This is a genomic window from Bacteroides muris (ex Fokt et al. 2023) (assembly GCF_024704895.1).
GTDB lineage: Bacteria > Bacteroidota > Bacteroidia > Bacteroidales > Bacteroidaceae > Bacteroides > Bacteroides muris.
The window spans coordinates 173,615-191,694 of record NZ_JAMZEE010000001.1; the positions used below are offsets into that span (position 1 = coordinate 173,615).

Sequence of the window (18,080 nt, forward strand, 5' to 3'; positions counted from 1 at the left end):
TATACATCACTTTATACATCACTTTATACATCACTTTATACATCACTTTATACATGTTTTATACATATCCATAAGCTAAAATAGTCCTATATTTGTGACAACGAAAACAAATAAAACGTATAAATATGAGAAGACTATTATTTATCCTGCTAACAATTTTCTCTCTTGGCAATATAGCAGTACATGCGGAGAAAGTGAATGATTGTATAAAGATTGTTCTCCAACAAACAGTTCCTGGCGACTATATACCACCTATTAATAAAGAAGGAGGTCCTGTAGTCCGTAGCATATATATGCCGATAGTAGATGCTTACCTATATAATAATGTGGTAAATGTCAGCTTCAATGAAAACATTGCAGTTGTCAATGTCACTATCACCAACGAAACTACCGGTGAAACGGTCTATTCAGAGACATGTAGTAATCCTGTTACTCTTAATATAGACCTTAACGGTGAGAAGAGCGGAGAATACTCCATTGAAATAGAAACAGATGACATATTCTTGGAAGGCTACTTCAATTTATGATATTTTGTGCACTAAATATAAGCGGAATCGAAAAGCTTTAATAGAGTAGAACTAAATTAATCTTGAACACTATGAATTTTAATGACTTAAAAGCGAAAGCCCTCAATAAAAAACAAATGAGAGCTATCAAAGGTGGTTCTGGTACTTGTGGCTACAAATCTCCAAGTGGTAGAGTAGAGTGCGGTGTAACCAAAGCTCAAGCTATGCACATGGCTACCGCCGAGGGAAATTGGTGCTGTGATAGCTGCGCTTCAAGTAGCTACTGCGGATAATCCGCAGGTTACAGAATAGGAAAATTGTTATTCAAACTAATAATTTTCCTATTCATTATTTAATATCATCATAAATTAAAAGCCTATACTTATGAAGTATATATGTATCATCTTTTTTCTGGTAATAAGCATTTCATCTTGCCGGCAACAAGCCATCAATGAGAAATGTGGAAAGAATATTGTAGTATGTTTCAATCATTACCATCCTAAGCCCCACAGGACACCGGGAGGAGTGAGACACGTGCCGATGCCTAAAGTCCTCTATACCGACAGTATAGGAACTCTTATGGAATACATGCCGGACAAAGATTTCGATACCATAACCCTCTATTCCACTGAACATTTCAAGGAGCTGGGGCTCAACTATGGGGATTTTGAGTTCAACTACTACCCTTTAATGCAAGGGGATACCATTACTATTTCAATGGATAGCCTGAACTACCCCATTTTAAGCAGCAAGCATCACCCGGAACGCAACAGAATCTATAATATGAACTATGAATTGCGTAAAGGGAGGACACACTCCGGCTTAGAAGCAAAAACATGCTTGGGAAGCGATTGGGTACGGATTGCCCAAAGCATTAACATGATACGAGCCAACAATTGGACTTCATTAATAATAGATTATTGTCCTTTGGATTCATTACAATCCATGTTCGACAGTTACAAAAAGAACTACACAGATACTATCAATTCTTTTAAAGAACAGCAACTTATCTCAAGCGAGATACACGACCGTTATCAATACCTGCTCAAGCTGAAAGACTATGAATCCCGGAGAATGCTGAATGAAGACACCGCCTTCTACCGCCAAATGGAGCCCGAAATAGCCGACAAATATATCCGTTATCCCTCCTACCGTGAATTTCTGGACTACTACCTCTGGTTTTTGAATCAGCACATCCCGACGATACGCAAATCGCAGGGAGGAAGCAAAGACTGGCGTCAAACCTTCGATGAGCTATCTCCGAAAACATTTCAGCCAAAATCAAAACAAATCCTGCTTGAACGCTGCATCAAAGAAATCGGCGAAAACTTTTCGGCACAAGACGTAAACAGCTATCTTGACAAATATATCCATATCACCCAAGACACACTGCTGCCCAACAAGATAAGAGACCAATATAACTTGTCTGCCGATGCCAACCAGTTATTGCTGAAGGACATCCACGGAAAGCCTACCAACTTGAACATATTGTTGAAAAAAAACAGGGGAAAGGTCATTTATGTGGACTTTTGGGCAAGCTGGTGTGTACCCTGCCGGGAAGAAATGCCTCCATCGGCAAAGCTAAGAGAGCTGTACAAGGGAAAAGATGTGGTATTCGTCTATCTCGCCTTCAAGGACCAGGAAAGCAGCTGGAAAAAGGCAGTAGAGCAGGAAGGCTTGTCGGAAGTACCCGACAATTTCCTCATCACAAACCCAAAGAACAGTAAAATACTGGAAAAGCTAAAGCTGGAATTAATTCCCCGATACATCATTTTCGACAAACAGGGCAATATTGTTGAAGTGAATGCTCCAAGACCAAGTGACCAACAAGCGGCAACAACGATAGACAAATATTTAAAACAGTAAAGCAACAGAATGAATGCACATCAAAAAATAATAAAAGACAATGCAAGAACCATTTTGAAGATTATCACAAAATATTATGGCTGCAAATATTCTGCTGCATTATATGTAATATTGAAGGAACATCCGGATTTTCCCAGTTTCCTATCTTTCCAGTATATATTACATAGGATGGGCAAAGATAGTTTTGCCATACATACCAGTTATGAAGAACTGACAAATATACCCTCTCCTTTCATTGCTCATGTTATTACAAATGTGGATTTGTTCCTGTTTATAACAAAAGTTACTGCCGAATCTATTCAGACTATTGATGAGAAAGGAAAGATAGAAAGTATATCGAGAAAGGATTTTGAAGATATGTGGGACGGTAACATCCTTATTATGGATAACCGACCAGGTAAAATCAGTATTCCACTAAAAATGAAATTCAGCACAATCATTAAGCAAATAAAATATCCTATGCTTATATTGTGTGTAGCCATATTATTCGCATATTTACTTATTTTAAAGCACGAAGGAGGCATTCTTTTTTATCTATATCTTACAGGCGTTTTAGGAGGACTGACTGCATCCATACTTTTGTTTGTAGACCAAATAGACAAGTACAATGTACACATTAAAAAATTATGTTCAGCCACCGGAAATAAGAATAATATAGATTGTTCTTCTATCTTGGATTTCAAAGACGCATATTTCCTCGGACTTGTTTCTTGGAGCGATATAGGTTTTGTGTATTTTTTATCTCTTTTAATTGTATTACTATTCCTACCATTTGGTACAGCACAGGCACTTATAAACTTCCTGTCTGTTTGCAGTATCGGATATGTATGCTATTCTCTTTTTTATCAGAAATTCATAGCAAGAAAATGGTGTACCCTTTGCCTTTCTGTACAAGTGGTATTCGTTTTTCTGTTTATGCTAAGTATATGTACTTTAAAGATGAATTATATATACGAATTGCTACATTTGAAATCAATAATAGAAATAACGACGATCTTCGTTACTGTTACATCTATCTATATAGTCATCAAGCCGATAATTGCCACTCAAAAAGAACACACCACCTTGAAAAGAAAATACAACGAATTAATATATGACGAAAACATTTCCCAATATCTTTTTCAACAAGAACTTTGTCTTACAGATGTTGACAAAGTGAATAAAATATCAATAGGAAATCCAGATGCCGAAATATGCCTTACTCTTATTTTCAGTCCTATTTGTGTTTCATGCATAAAAGAGCTACAAAAACTAATGCCCATCCTTCAAAGAAAAGCCAATACCAAATTGGATTTAATATTTTTGTTAGACCAAAAGAAACATCCAGAATCGATAGTAATAGCTTCCCATATTCTCTCTGGCTATCAAAAGAATCCCCAATTATTTGCCATGATACTAAAAAAATATGTTGATAACTATCCTATCAGTAAAAATAAAATCCTACATAACATTAAGTTCTTGGATGAAATCCCTAAATACGAGCCTTTCATCAATGCACAAGAAAAATGGTGTATAACACATAAGTTTTACACTACACCCATTCTATTTATTAATGGGAGGAAATTTCCAAGCTATTATAACATCAAAGATATTGACTTTTTATATAGTTAATCAAATGAAATCTTTCCCCCACTACTCCCAGCACGACGTGATGGACTGCGGCCCCACCTGCCTGCGCATGGTCTCCGCTTTCTATGGCAAGCGCTATTCATTGGAAGGGTTGAGGGAGAAATCATTCATCACCCGCGAAGGGGTTTCCATGCTGGGCATCAGCGAAGCCGCAGAAAAGATTGGATTTCGGAGCATCTGTGTACAAGTGAGCTACGAGATGCTGACGGAAGCTCCTCTGCCTTGCATCGTCCACTGGAACCAGCAGCATTTTGTCGTAGTTTATAAGCTGGACAACAAGCATGTTTGGGTGGCAGACCCCGGAGCGGGAAAGCTGAAGTACACTCGTGAGGAGTTCTGCCGTTGCTGGCTCAGTGCAAAGAAGGACGGAGAAGATACGGGAGTGGCACTGTTGCTGGAACCTACACCGGAATTCTATGCACAAGAGGATGAGGGGGAAAAGACAGACTATAAAGGCTTCGGTTTCCTCTATTCTTACTTGCGCCCCTACAAGCAACTGGTGGGGCAGCTGCTGCTGGGGTTGCTATTAGGCAGCATGATACAACTGATGCTCCCCTTCCTCACGCAGAGCATCGTGGATTTCGGCATCAACAACCGGAACCCCGGATTCATCTACTTAGTGCTCATCGCCCAACTGATGCTGACCGTTAGCAGCAGCGCCGTGGAATTTATCCGCGGATGGATATTGCTGCATCTGGGCACACGCATCAACATCGCCTTGATTTCGGACTTCCTCGTCAAGCTGATGAAACTCCCCATGGGCTACTTCGACACCAAGATGACGGGCGACATCCTGCAACGCATCAACGACCACACGCGCATACAGAACTTCCTGACCGGAAGCAGCCTCAGTGTAGTGTTCTCCATGTTCAACCTGCTTATTTTCAGCACTGTGCTGTTGCTGTACAACGCCATGATATTCCTTATCTTCATGGGAGGAAGTGCCCTTTACGTGGCTTACGTCTGGCTCTTCATGAAGAAGCGGGCGGAACTGGACCACAAACGCTTTGCCCAGCAGAGTGCCAACCAAAGCTCGGTGGTGCAACTGGTGAACGGCATGCAGGAAATAAAGCTGAGTGCCTGCGAACAGCAGAAACGGTGGGAATGGGAACGTATACAGGCAAGGCTGTTCAAAGTAAACATCAAGAGCCTTGCGCTGCGGCAGTACCAGGACTCGGGAGCGGTGCTGATAAACCAGACCAAGAACATCGTAATCACGGGGCTGGTGGCATCGCTCGTGGTGAAAGGGGAAATGACGCTGGGAATGATGCTCTCCGTGCAGTACATCATCGGGCAACTGAACAGCCCCGTAAACGACCTCATCGCCTTTGCCCGCGACATGCAGGACGCACGCCTCAGCATGAACCGCCTGGGCGAAGTGCGCGACAAACCCGACGAGGAAAACCCCGCCGGAGAACTGATAAGGGAGATACCCGCAGGGAAAGACCTGCGGATAGAAAAACTGAACTTCAAATACGACCCGCTCAGCGAAACGCCTACCTTGGATGGCATCAGTCTGGAAATAGCGTCGGGCAAGCAGACTGCCATCGTAGGCATGAGCGGAAGCGGGAAAACCACGCTGGTGAAGCTGCTATTGGGATTCTATCCGCCTGCAAGCGGACAAATATTTTTAGGAGACACCCCGCTGGACAACTTCAGCATCCGCGAGTGGAGGAAGAAGTGCGGCGTGGTGATGCAGGACGGGTTCATCTTCTCGGACAGCATTGCGGGAAACATCGCTCCCGGCGTGGAACACATCGACAAGGAACGCCTGCGCCATGCGGCGGAAGTGGCGAACATACACGGATTCATCGAAGGACTGCCGCTGGGATACAACACTCGGATAGGGCAGGAGGGGCACGGGCTGAGCCAGGGGCAGAAGCAACGCATCCTCATCGCCCGCGCCGTGTACAAGAATCCGGAGTTCATCTTCTTCGACGAAGCCACCAACGCACTGGATGCCAACAACGAGCGCATCATCATGGAGAACCTGCAACGCTTCTTCGAGGGCAGGACTTCGGTGGTGGTGGCACACCGCCTGAGCACCGTGCGCAATGCCGACCGGATAGTGGTGATAGAGCAGGGACGGATTGCCGAAACGGGCACGCACGAGGAACTGACGGCACGGGAAGGAAGGTACTACAGGCTGGTGAAGAATCAACTGGAGCTTTGAGAATGGAAAATGGAAAATTGAAAGCGGAAAATTGGGAATGAAGGATTCGGAAAGGGAGATAGAGTTGCGGAGCGAGGAGGTGCAGGAGATTCTGGCACGACCGCCGCATGCACTGGTGCGGTGGGGCATCACGGTGTTCTTCGTTGTGCTGGCGTTCTTCTTCATAGGAGGGTGTTTCTTTAAATATCCCGACGTGGTAAGCGCACCCGTCACCATCACTACCGAGCACCCGCCGATATGGATGGTGGCGCGGGGAAGCGGGAAGATAAAGGAGGTGTACCGCAAAGACCGGGATTCCGTGTGGGCGGGGAACATCATCGCCGTGCTGGAGAATCCCGCCGTGACGGAAGACGTGCTGCGCCTGAAAAGGCAGCTGGCATCCTTCAACCCGGCAGACAGCGGCGCCTGCACCGGGCTGTTCCCGGAAAAGCTGTCACTGGGCAGCATACAGAACGCCTACGCCTCTTTCCTGAAAAGCCTGACGGACTGCCGCAACTTCCTCTCGCTGAACCTGTACGAACAGAAGATGGAAGCCACCCGCCGAGAGTTGCAGGAATACCGCAACTACATCGCCCACCTGAACAGACAAGCGGAACTGGATGAGGAACAGGTGCGGATAGCATCTACCGTGCACAACCGCGAGAAGAAGCTATTCGACGAGGGGCTGACCGCCCAGTCGGAATACGAGGAAGCCAAACAGGCATTCTTGAACAAGCAGCAGGGGCGGGAACAGCTGATGACCTCGCTCTCGTCGGCCCGGATACAGGAAGCGCAGTTGCAACAGAGTATCATCGAAACGCAGATGGAGCGAAGCCGGGAGTGCAACAACCTGAACATAGCCCTGAAAACCGCCTACAACGAATTGCTGGTAAGCATCAATGATTGGGAGTTGACTTGTCTCTTCGTCAGTCCGGCAAGCGGCATACTCTCGTACAACCACGTCTGGCAGAAGAACCAGGACGTGGGCAGCGGAGACAGGGTGTTCTCCGTGGTGGCCAAAGACCCGGGAAGCATCATCGGGAAAATAAGGCTCCCTGCCGGAGGTTCGGGAAAGGTGACGCCCGGACAGCGGGTAAACATCAGCGTGACCGGCTATCCGTACATGGAATTCGGTTTCCTGACAGGGGAAGTGACGTCCGTCTCGCTGCTGGCGGACGAGGAGAGCACTTATACCGTCACCGTGGGTTTACCCCAGGACTTGTGCACATCCTACGGAAAAAAACTGGAATTCAAAGGGGAACTGACAGGAACGGCGGAGGTGATGACAGACCAAAGGAGTGTGACAGGAAGGTTGATGAGCCCGCTGAGGTATTTGTGGGAGAAGTATTTGTAGGGGAATACGAAAGAGGCACGAACTACGCGAACTCACGAGAAGGAATCTGTTTATTCGTGATTGTCTGCGTGATTCGTGCCCGAAGAAAAGTCTCACTTCACAATTCCTTTGGAATTTCTGATGAAGTTGATAATGTTGTGTATCTCGTCACTCATCGGAACCTGGTCCTCAATCTTCTGCAAGGCATCCTGCACGCTGAAGTTTCCCTGGTATACCAGACGGTAGGCATTTACGATATGGCGCAACACACGTTCGGTCGCCTGGTGCTTGTGTTGAAGCACGGCGGCGTTGATGCCGTGGTACTCTGCCGGGTTGCCGTTCATGATGACGTAGGGCGGCACATCCTTGGCGATGCGGCAGCCTGCCTGAATCAGCACCCAACTTCCTATGTGGCAGCATTGGTGCAGAATAACGTTGCTGCTTAGGATTGTATTGTCGTCTATCCGGCATTCTCCGGCTACGGTAGTCTTGATGCCCAGTACGCAATGGTTGCCGATTTGTACGTCGTGGCAGAGGTGCACACCGTCCATCAGGTAGTTTTCATTACCGATGCGGGTGGCGCTTTCTGCATGGGTGGCACGGCTGATGACCACGTTCTCGCGGATATCGTTGTGCTCGCCGATAACCAGCAGGCTTTCTTCTCCCGTATAGTGGAAGTCTTGTGGTTCGGCACCCAGGATGGCATTATGATGTACCTTGTTCCCTTTTCCCATGCGGGTACCGTGCAGAATTTTTGCACCCGACATGATTATACAGTCATCACCTATTTCCACGTTCCCTTCGATAAATGCAAAGGGCTGGATAGTTACATTCTTGCCGATTTTTGCGGCTGAATCTACATAAGCTAACGGACTTATCATAGTTATCAGTAATTAGTTATGAATTTATTCTCTTCCTCCTCCAAGTGCCTGGTACAGGCTGATGATTGCCTGCATGCGGCTGAAGGTGTCGGACACTTCCGAAAGCTGTGAGCTGAGGTAGGATTGCTCGGCAGACAAGACTTCCAGATAGGTTGACGTGCCTAAGTTAAACAATTCTTTGGTATCTGCCGCAGCTTTTCGGGCTGAATTTACCTGAGTGTTGCGTGAAACAGCCTTGTCTGTCTCCGCTTGGTACTGGTAAAGCGCATTGCTTACTTCGTTACCGGCATTCAGCAGGGCGGTTTGGAACTGAATCTTAGCCTGCTCCTCTTGTGCCTTGGCTTGTTTCAGACGGGCAATGTTGGCACCGCGATAGAACAAGGGTTGCGTCAGCGAACCGATGGCGGAAGCCAGTAGTTTGCCCGGGTTGACGATTGCCGATCCTGCGCTGTTGGTCCATCCTGCCGAACCGCTCAACGTAATTTGCGGATAGAAAGCCGCACGTGCGCTATTGGTGTTGTAATAGCTGGCTGCCAGCGACATTTCAGCAGCCTTTACATCCGGACGGTTTGACAGCAGTTGCAAAGGAATGCCGGCAGAGAACTCCGAGGGAAGCTGTTGTTCTTCCAGCACGCTGCGTGCGATGTGCTGTCCCGGTTGGTTCAGTATCAGGCACAAGGCATTCTCTGTTTCGCGGATGCCCTGGCGTATGTCTGGCAGTGATGCCATGACTTGTGCATAAGCATTGCGGCTCTGTTCTACGGCGGCAGAAGTGGTTCCGTACATGCCGGCATCCTTCAAGGCCTGCACGGTTTCCAGATTCTTTTTCAGGATGTCGGCGGTACCTTCCGTTATTTGCAGTTGGCGGTCGAGCATCAACAGTGTGTAGTACATGTTGGCTACGTTGGCAATGACCTGCGTCTGTACGGCCTGCTTATAGAACTGTGTCTGTTTCAGAGACACTTGAGCCTGCCGTTTCGGGTTCAGCAGTTGCCCGAAGAGGTCTATCTGCCAGCTTGCCGTAACCGGCAATGAGTAGGTTTGCGTGGCTTTTCCTTTGTCCCAACTGCTCACGGTTCCTTGCGGAGACAAGGCGAGCATCGGAGCATAGGACAACCGCGCGGACATCAGTGCGGCTTGTGCCTGCTTTACGTTCAGGGCTGCGCTACGCAGGTCGGCATTGTTGGTGAGTGCTTGCTCGATAAGTGCTTGCAGCTGCGGGTCTGTGAACACTTCTCTCCAGGGCAGGTTACCGAAGTTGGCTGTATCTGCGGACAGCGTATCGTTGACGGATGCCGTATCGCGATACAGTCCGGCAGTTGTGATATCTTCGGGTCTGTCGTATGATTTATAGATGTGGCAACCGCTCAGTAAAGCAGTTGCGCACATCAGGCATATTATCTTTTTCATATCTTTCAAGTTTCCTATTTTGTATATTGTTCGATTTCCGGTTCTGCATCCGAGTTGTCCACGTCTTCCCATTCCATCGGCTTGAATTTCTCCTGCAGGTACTGGAATGCCACGAACAGTGCGGGCACGATGAAGATTTGCAGAATCATACCGATTAACATACCGCCGATGGCAGACGTACCCAGCGTACGGTTACCGTTGGCACCCGCGCCTGAAGCAAACATCAACGGAAGCAGGCCGACAATCATTGCCAACGATGTCATCAGGATAGGACGCAGACGGGCACCTGCACCCAGCACGGCAGCCCACGTGATGCTCATGCCCATCTTGCGGCGGTCGAGGGCGAACTCTACAATCAAGATGGCGTTTTTGGCCAACAGACCCATCAGCATAATAAGGGCAATCTGCATATAGATGTCGTTGGACATGGTGCCCAGAATCATTTTCAGTGCAGGAATGTTGCCCAATGAACCGATGCCGCTGACAAACAAGAAGCTGCCTAGCAAACCGAACGGCACGGAGAGCAATACGGAGAGCGGAAGGATGTAGCTCTCATATTGCGCGCTTAGCAACAGGTAGACGAACACGAAGCAGAGCACAAAAATCAATCCCGTGGTACTGCCGCTTGTTTCGGCTTCTTCGCGTGCCATACCGCCAAGTTCGTAGGCAAAGCCTGCAGGCAGGTTCTCCTTGGCTACTTCTGCAATGGCTGTCAGTGCCTGGCCGGATGTATAACCGTTGGCGGGAGCTACCATTACCTTCATGGATGTATAAAGGTTGAAACGGCTGATGATATCAGGACCGTATACCTTCTTGATAGATACAAACTGAGTGATGGGAGCCATTTCGTTGCCGTTGCGTACCTTGATACTGGAGAGCGACTCCAGATTCTTGGTTGCGTTCGGTTCTGCCTGAATCATTACACGATACATTTTACCGAAGCTGTTGAAGTTGGAAGCGTAAATACCTCCAAAATATCCCTGCATGGTGCTGAGGATGTCACTCGGGCTGATACCTGCTTTCTTGCAGGCGGCTGCATCGATATCCAGCATATATTGCGGGAAGTTGGGGTTGAAGCTGGTTTTTGCGGAGTTGATTTCCGGACGAGTTTCCAGGGCGGCGGTATAGTTGTTCACCACGTCGAAGAAGTGGTTCAGGTCGCCACCGGTCTTATCCTGCATGTTCAGCTCGATATCACTGGATGCCGAGTACCCCGGAATCATAGGGGGAGCAAAGAACAATACCTGGGCTTCCTTGATGATTTTCTGTGCACGCATAAAGAGTGTAGCGTAGACCACCGTTGAATTCTGCATGGTGGAACGTTCTTCCCAGTTCTTCAGTTTGATGATGAGCGAACCGTAAGAAGGTCCCTGACCTCCGATAAAACTGAAACCTGAGATTACGGTACGCGATTCTACTGCCGGATCGGCTGCAACAAGACTGTCCACACGGTTAAGCACTTCCATGGCACGTTCTTGTGAAGTTCCTGGAGGAAGAGTCACTACTCCCATAATGGTACCGGTATCTTCATTGGGCACCATACCTGTCGGTGTGATATTCATAAAGACTACCAGCAGAATGATGGAGCCTACAACGATACTGCCCGACAGCCACTTCTTTTGTATGAAACGCAATACTTGTTTTTTATATTTGCCAAGAATGTTATCGTAGGAAGCATTGAAAGAGTGCTTGAATTTGTCGGTGGTCATGCCTGCCAGTGCAAGGATGCTGATTACAATCATAACCATACAAAGTATGGGATGATTCTCGAAACTGAATAGCCCGAAAATCATGCCTAAGATAGCAATGATAGTGAAAAGCAGCGTCAGGCTGGGACGCATCATCCGACCGATGGAATCTGCATAACGGGCAATCATAATTTTGCGGGCCTCCTTGGCTGCAACACCCATCCGTTCTTGCACGGTAGTGTCGCTGTTGTGCGGTTTCAGGAAGATGGCGCACAAGGCCGGACTCAGCGTCAAGGCGTTCAGGGCCGAGAAACCGATGGAAATCGCCATGGTAAGACCGAACTGGCGGTAGAACGTACCGGCAGTACCGCCCATGAAGCTTACCGGAACAAACACGGACATCATTACCAAGGTGATGGAGATGATGGCACCGCCCAGTTCGCTCATGGCATCGATGGATGCGGTCCGTGCCGACTTGTATCCTTGATCCAGCTTGGCATGGACACCCTCGACAACGACTATGGCATCATCGACCACAATCGCAATAGCGAGCACCATGGCCGAGAGGGTCAGCAAGTTGATACTGAATCCAATCAGTTTCAATACGAAGAAAGTTGCAATCAAAGCTACCGGGATGGCTATGGAAGGAATCAGTGTAGACCGCATATCCTGCAGGAAGATGTATACTACGATGAATACGAGGATAAATGCCTCGATCAATGTCTTGACAACTTCGTGGATAGAAGCAAACAGGAAGTCGTTGGCACTTTGGGCAATATTGATTTTCAATCCGGAAGGCAGAGTCGTGGAAGCATTGTTAAGTACCTCTTCCAAGTCACTGATGGTTTGTGTGGCATTGGAACCGGCCATCTGGTAAACGATACAGGTCACAGACTTGTGTCCGTTTACCATATTGTTGAAGTTATAAGACAAACGTCCCAGCTCTATGTCCGCTATGTCTTTCAGGCGGAGTACTTCACCGTTTTCAAGTGCCTTGACAACGATATTCTCAAACTCTTCGGGCTGTTGCAGACGTCCTTTGTAGCGGATGGTGTATTGGAAGCTCTGCTTGCCGCGTTCGCCGAACTGGCCGGGAGCCGCCTCTATGTTCTGCTCCGCTAATACGCCGGAAATGTCGTTGGGCACCAATTTGTATTGAGCCATGATGTCCGGTTTCAGCCAGATACGCATGGAGTAGTCCTGACCGAGCACATTGGCATCGCCCACACCGTTTACACGCTTTATTTCCGGAATAAGGTTGATGTTGGCATAGTTCTCTAGAAATTCGATGTTGTACTGGTCGTTCTCATCATAGATGGAGAATACCATCAACATGGAGGTTTGGCGTTTCTGGGTAGTTACGCCGACTCTGGTAACTTCTGCCGGCAACAAGCCTTGTGCCATAGATACACGGTTCTGTACGTTGACCGCAGCCATGTCGGGGTCGGTGCCTTGTTTAAAGTAAATGGATATATCTGCAGAGCCGTTGTTTGCGGCATTGGAGGTCATGTACATCATGTTCTCCACACCATTGATTTGGTCCTCTAACGGTGCAATGACAGAGTTCAATACCGTTTGTGCATTGGCACCCTGATAGGTGGCACGTACCGAAACGGTAGGAGGGGCAATGTCCGGGTATTGTGTGATAGGTAGTGTGGCCAGACCAATGAGTCCCAGGATTACTATCAGGATGGAGATTACCGTTGACAGTACCGGACGGTTTATAAATCTATCTAATTTCATTTCATGAAAAATTAAAGAATTAAAAATTAAAGAATTAAAATGGGATAAGAATCAATGCTGTGCCTGTTGTGAGCAGCTTTTCATTCTCTCAATTTTCATTCTTTTATTGGAATGCCGTTTGAATATTGCCTTCTTTCTGGTCTTTCAGGGCCTTCTGATATTCTGCTTCTTTCTCGGCGGGAGTGATGGGTGTGATGCTCTGTCCGTCTTTTAGATTCTGCACGCCTTCGATAACGATTTTCTCGCCTGCTTTCAAGCCGTCTGTTACGTAATAATACTTGCCATCATTCAGTTTGAATACTTTGATTTCGGTATTCTTTAGGGTGTTGTCCGGCTGTAGGACGAATACGAACTTTTTGTCCTGAATTTCCGTTGTGGCAGATTGTGGTATCATGATGACATTCTCCATTGGATTCGGAAACACGACGTTGCCGGTACTTCCACTACGCAGTACATTGTGCTTGTTGGGGAAAAGAGCACGCATGGTTACAGAACCGGTAGCCTGGTCTATGACTCCGCTGATTGTTTCTACGCGGCCGCTGTCGGCATACATGGTTCCGTCGATGAGCTGCAATTGTACATCCGGCATCTTTTCTAAGATTTCTTTGATGCTGCCGCCTTCACGAATCTGTGACAGGAGTTGGCGTTCGGTCATGGAGAAGTAGGCGTACATTTCGGAGATGTCGGCAACGGTAGTCAGCGGACTGGCTACGGAAGGACTGACCAGGCTACCTACGCGGTAGGGGATGCTACCTACTACGCCGTCACTGGGGCTGGTTACACTGGTGTATGACAAGTTGTTCTTGGCATTGACCAACTGGGCATTGGCTTGTGCCAGTTGCGCCTTTGTTTGTGCCAGCTGGTTTTCGGCCATTTGCAAGTCGTAGTCGCTGATGATGTTCTTCTTGTTCAGTTCACGTTTGTTGTTTACGGTCAGTTCTTGTGTGTTTACGGCAGCTTTGGCTGTTTCAACAGCAGCTTTGGCCGAATTTACGGCAGCCTGATACTGTACAGGGTCGATGCTGAACAATACTTGCCCTTTGCGCACTGTAGCGCCTTCGTCCACGTGCAATTTTGTAATGAAACCGCTTACCATCGGGCGGATTTCCACATCTTGTTTGCCTTTGATAGTGGCAGGGTAGCTGTTTGTCAGGTTGGCAGTGGTGGTCTTTGCCTCAATCACTGCAAATTCGGGAGTTTTGCCCGTTCCTTTGTTGCCTTGTCCACAACTGCTGAGCAGTGTCAGGCAACATGCCAATAATACTAATCTACTCTTCATACTCTTTTGTTCTCTGTATAATTTTATATTCTTCTTTTTTCGACTTTTGAAAGGCTGTTTTGTGTGCAATTCATTATTTAGAAAGCAAGGCGGGGAAAAGAAAACTGAATGTAAGTATTCAGTTTTCGTCTACAAAATTATTCTTTTCTTAGTATATAAGGTGTGAAACTCTTCCTTTTTTAACTATGTTTTATACATGGATGAGGGCAACAAGGACATTTTTTGATTAAAATACTGTAAAGCATACCGCTAATTGGTAGATAACCTTTATTTTTGCAGTATGTTAGAACGTAAACGCCATACTAAAATGAAGCCGCTTTTCCGCAGGTTGTTGGGGGGTGTCGGCATAGCTGCCGTGCTGTATTCTTGTGCCAGTGTGGGCCGCATTGAAGGAGGACCTTATGATGAGACTCCTCCGCGTTTTATTTCCGGCACTCCTGCGCCCGGCGCACTCCATTGCAATAAAAATAAACTTTCCATTGAGTTCGACGAATTTATCAAACTTGACAAGCCGAATGAGAAGATTGTAATATCTCCTCCGCAGGTGCAACAGCCCGAAATTAAGTCTAATGGGAAGAAGGTGGTCATCACTCTGCAGGATACATTGAAAGCCAATACCACTTATACATTCGATTTTGGTGATGCCATCCAGGACAATAATGAGGGGAATCCCTTGGAGAATTTCTTCTATTCTTTCTCTACGGGCGACCGTCTCGACTCTATGGCTGTGGCCGGTACAGTACTGAATGCGGCCAATCTTGAACCGGTGAAAGGAATGCTGGTCGGTCTGCATGCCAATCTGGCCGACTCCGCTTTTACCAAACTTCCTTTTGAACGGGTGGGGCGTACGGATAGTCGCGGACGTTTCTCTATCCGTGGAGTGGCTCCCGGCAAGTATCGCATTTATGCTTTGCAGGATGCCGACCAGAATTTTGCCTATTCCCAGCCGACGGAAGTGATAGCTTTCAATGACTCCATCATCATTCCTTCCATGGAAGAGCGCATGCGCCAGGATACGGCCTGGATAGACTCGCTGACAGTAGATACGATTGTAGAACGTCAATATACCCACTACCTTCCGGATGATGTCCTGCTGCGTGCTTTCAAGGAGCTTTCCTTCTCGCAACGTTTCTTGAAGGCCGAACGGTTGACTCCGGAGAAGTTTTCGCTCTATTTCACTGCTCCGGCAGACACGTTGCCTTTATTGAAAGGATTGAACTTTAATGAGGAAGATGCGTTTGTTATAGAACAGCCCACCGGCCGGAACGATACGATTCATTATTGGATAAAGGATTCCTTGCTTTATAAGCAGGATTCCCTGAAAATGAGTATCACCTATTTGTATACGGATAGCTTGAAACAACTGGTGCCCCGTACCGATACTTTGAATGTGCTGGCGAAGTTGACATACGACAAGCAGCAGAAACAGAAACAGGAGGTGAAGGAAAAGGCACAGAAGGAGCGTGAGAAGAAAAAGAAGAAGTTGAAGGAAGGTGAGGTGGAAGAGCCCGAGCCGACGGAATTCCTGACTGTAGATGTGTATGCCCCTTCTGCAATCGATGTATACGATTATCTTACTCTGTCGTTTACGGAGCCGGTGGCAAGCATAGATACCACCGCTTTCCATCTGAAACTGAAAGTGGACTCATTGTGGCAGGATATCCCGTTCGACTTTATGCGCGACTCTTTGGATTTGAAGCGCTATAATCTGTTTGCCGAATGGGCACCCGGTGAAAGCTATACATTTGAAGTGGATTCTACTGCTATATGCGGGTTGTACGGGTTGTTCTCCGACAAGATAAAGAAGGACTTCAAGGCCAGGAAACTGGAAGAGTACGGGCAGATATTCTTTAATGTGCATGGAGCGGACTCTCTGGCTTTTGTGGAATTGCTGGACGGTCAGGACAAAGTGCTGCGTACGGTGCCGGTGGTGGATGGGAAAGCCGATTTCTATTTCCTTAATCCGGGCAAATATGGAGCGAGGCTGATAAATGATACGAATGGAAATGGCATCTGGGATACGGGAAACTATACCGAGAAGCGCCAGCCTGAAATGGTTTACTATTATCCGATGGTTCTGGAGCTTAAAGCGAACTTTGATTTGACTCAGGAATGGGATATCAAGGCTAAGCCTCTGGATAGGCAGAAACCGAACGAACTAAAAAAACAAAAACCGGATGAAGACAAGAAAAAGCAAAGCAGGAACAAAAATAACCGTAATGGCAATCGCAACAGCGGTAGGGGCCGTAGCTATTAAGTGGAAGCGGCTGTTTGTTCTGTGGATGGTGGGGATGTGCTGTTTGGGAATCTCCCAGTCTGTTCAAGCCCAGTGTGCCGCCCGAAACGAGGCATTCCAGTCGGGCGAGCACGTGATGTACGACTTATATTTCAACTGGAAATTCATCTGGAAGAAGGTGGGCTTGGCCAGTCTCACCACCAACGCCACGACCTATCATTCCGAGCCGGCCTTTCGCTTCAACTTGCTCAGCGTGGGCAGCAAGAAAACTGACTTCTTCTTCAAGATGCGCGACACGCTGACCTGCTACGTCAGCGACCGGCTGGAGCCGCTTTACTTCCGTAAGGCGGCGGAGGAGGGGAGCCGTCACACGGTAGACGAGGCTTGGTTCTCCTATAACGACGGTGTAGCCAGTGTGAAACAGCGACGCACCTGGTATAATCCTGTCCGCGAGCCGCAGGAGATGGAGTACAGCGATAGCCGTTGTATTTTCGACATGCTGAGCATCCTGGCCCAGGCTCGTTCCTACGACCCCAAGGATTACAAGGTAGGGCAGAAGATACTCTTCCCCATGGCTACGGGGCGCAGGGTGGAAGAGCAGACGTTGATTTATCGCGGTAAGGAGGACGTCAAGGCGAATAACGACACCGTTTACCGCTGCTTGGTATTTTCTTTCGTAGAGTATAAAAAAGGTAAGGAGAAGGAGGTCATCACCTTCTTTGTGTCCGACGACAGGAACCACCTTCCCATCCGTCTGGACATGTATCTGAACTTCGGTTCGGCCAAGGCGTTCTTCAAGAGTGTCCGGGGCAACCGCTATCCGATGACGTCTGTGGTAGGGAAAAAGTAATCTTGTCTCCTTTCCTAAATACACTGGATTCGAAAGTGGCAATCAGTTTTCCTTCCTGGTTGGTGACGTCAATCTGGTAATATCCGGTGGTGCGGCCGATGTAGCGTTCGCGTGCTTCGGCATACAGCACATCGCCCGGTCCGCTACTGCGCAGGAAGGTGATAGTGGATGAAAGAGAGAAAGCCAATACTCCGTGAGAGTTGGCTGCTGCTGCCAGTGCCAGGTCGGCAAGGGTGAAGAGGACGCCACCTTGTGTACGGCCTCCCGCATTGAGATGTTCTGCTGTGATAACCAGGCGTGCCTTGCTGTACCCTTCCTTTATTTCTATCAGTTCTACACCTGCATTCGTGGCGAAACGGTCGTTCTTGAAAAATTCTTGTGCGGTCATGGGGGAGTAATGGTTAATAATTAATGATTAATGGGTGGAAAACATGTAATTCCGGACACAAAAGTAACGATTTTGGCCATTAATTGAATTATTTAGGCAGGTTAAATCTGTACACTTGC

The 18,080-nt window shown here is 47.5% G+C and carries 13 protein-coding genes; 8 read left to right on the top strand and 5 right to left on the bottom strand.

The window, feature by feature from the left end; genetic code table 11:
- Window positions 1-125: 125 nt before the first annotated feature.
- The 6 genes from M1B78_RS00535 (at window position 126) to M1B78_RS00560 (ending at window position 7,507) form a co-directional block, all read left to right on the top strand.
- Window positions 126-527: a DUF3244 domain-containing protein gene (locus M1B78_RS00535; RefSeq protein WP_257930530.1), complete on the top strand. Its 402-nt coding sequence runs from the start codon at window positions 126-128 to the stop codon at window positions 525-527.
- Between the two features lie 71 nt (window positions 528-598).
- Window positions 599-799, top strand: a complete 201-nt coding sequence (locus M1B78_RS00540; protein ID WP_257930531.1) for a TIGR04149 family rSAM-modified RiPP — start codon at window positions 599-601, stop codon at window positions 797-799.
- Window positions 800-890: 91 nt separating this feature from the next.
- On the top strand, window positions 891-2,372 hold the full coding sequence (locus M1B78_RS00545; RefSeq protein WP_257930532.1) for a TlpA family protein disulfide reductase: 1,482 nt from the start codon (window positions 891-893) through the stop codon (window positions 2,370-2,372).
- Window positions 2,373-2,381: 9 nt separating this feature from the next.
- Window positions 2,382-3,983 (top strand): vitamin K epoxide reductase family protein, encoded by a 1,602-nt coding sequence (locus M1B78_RS00550; protein WP_016272094.1) that lies wholly within the window; start codon window positions 2,382-2,384, stop codon window positions 3,981-3,983.
- Window positions 3,984-3,987: 4 nt separating this feature from the next.
- Window positions 3,988-6,174, top strand: a complete 2,187-nt coding sequence (locus tag M1B78_RS00555) for a peptidase domain-containing ABC transporter (RefSeq protein ID WP_257930533.1) — start codon at window positions 3,988-3,990, stop codon at window positions 6,172-6,174.
- A gap of 37 nt (window positions 6,175-6,211) precedes the next feature.
- Entirely contained in the window at window positions 6,212-7,507 is a 1,296-nt protein-coding gene (locus M1B78_RS00560; protein WP_257930534.1) for an HlyD family secretion protein, read from the top strand.
- A gap of 92 nt (window positions 7,508-7,599) precedes the next feature.
- Here the strand turns inward: M1B78_RS00560 and lpxA are convergent, their stop codons facing one another.
- The 4 genes from lpxA to M1B78_RS00580 form a co-directional block, all read right to left on the bottom strand.
- Entirely contained in the window at window positions 7,600-8,367 is a 768-nt protein-coding gene (lpxA, locus tag M1B78_RS00565) for an acyl-ACP--UDP-N-acetylglucosamine O-acyltransferase (RefSeq protein WP_257930535.1), read from the bottom strand.
- 24 nt (window positions 8,368-8,391) lie between these two features.
- On the bottom strand, window positions 8,392-9,777 hold the full coding sequence (locus M1B78_RS00570; protein WP_257939599.1) for a TolC family protein: 1,386 nt from the start codon (window positions 9,775-9,777) through the stop codon (window positions 8,392-8,394).
- Window positions 9,778-9,791: 14 nt separating this feature from the next.
- Window positions 9,792-13,208: an efflux RND transporter permease subunit gene (locus M1B78_RS00575; RefSeq protein ID WP_136008697.1), complete on the bottom strand. Its 3,417-nt coding sequence runs from the start codon at window positions 13,206-13,208 to the stop codon at window positions 9,792-9,794.
- Between the two features lie 103 nt (window positions 13,209-13,311).
- Window positions 13,312-14,487 (bottom strand): efflux RND transporter periplasmic adaptor subunit, encoded by a 1,176-nt coding sequence (locus tag M1B78_RS00580; RefSeq protein ID WP_257939600.1) that lies wholly within the window; start codon window positions 14,485-14,487, stop codon window positions 13,312-13,314.
- 307 nt (window positions 14,488-14,794) lie between these two features.
- On the opposite strand from M1B78_RS00580, the gene M1B78_RS00585 reads away from it, so the two are divergent.
- A complete protein-coding gene (locus tag M1B78_RS00585) occupies window positions 14,795-16,744 on the top strand; it encodes an Ig-like domain-containing domain (RefSeq protein WP_257939601.1) in 1,950 nt (649 codons plus the stop codon).
- Entirely contained in the window at window positions 16,665-17,573 is a 909-nt protein-coding gene (locus tag M1B78_RS00590) for a DUF3108 domain-containing protein (protein ID WP_257930538.1), read from the top strand. Before M1B78_RS00585 ends, M1B78_RS00590 begins: the two co-directional genes overlap by 80 nt.
- Here the strand turns inward: M1B78_RS00590 and M1B78_RS00595 are convergent.
- Entirely contained in the window at window positions 17,518-17,961 is a 444-nt protein-coding gene (locus M1B78_RS00595) for a PaaI family thioesterase (protein ID WP_257930539.1), read from the bottom strand. The two genes, M1B78_RS00590 and M1B78_RS00595, sit on opposite strands and share 56 nt — an antisense overlap.
- Window positions 17,962-18,080: the final 119 nt, after the last annotated feature.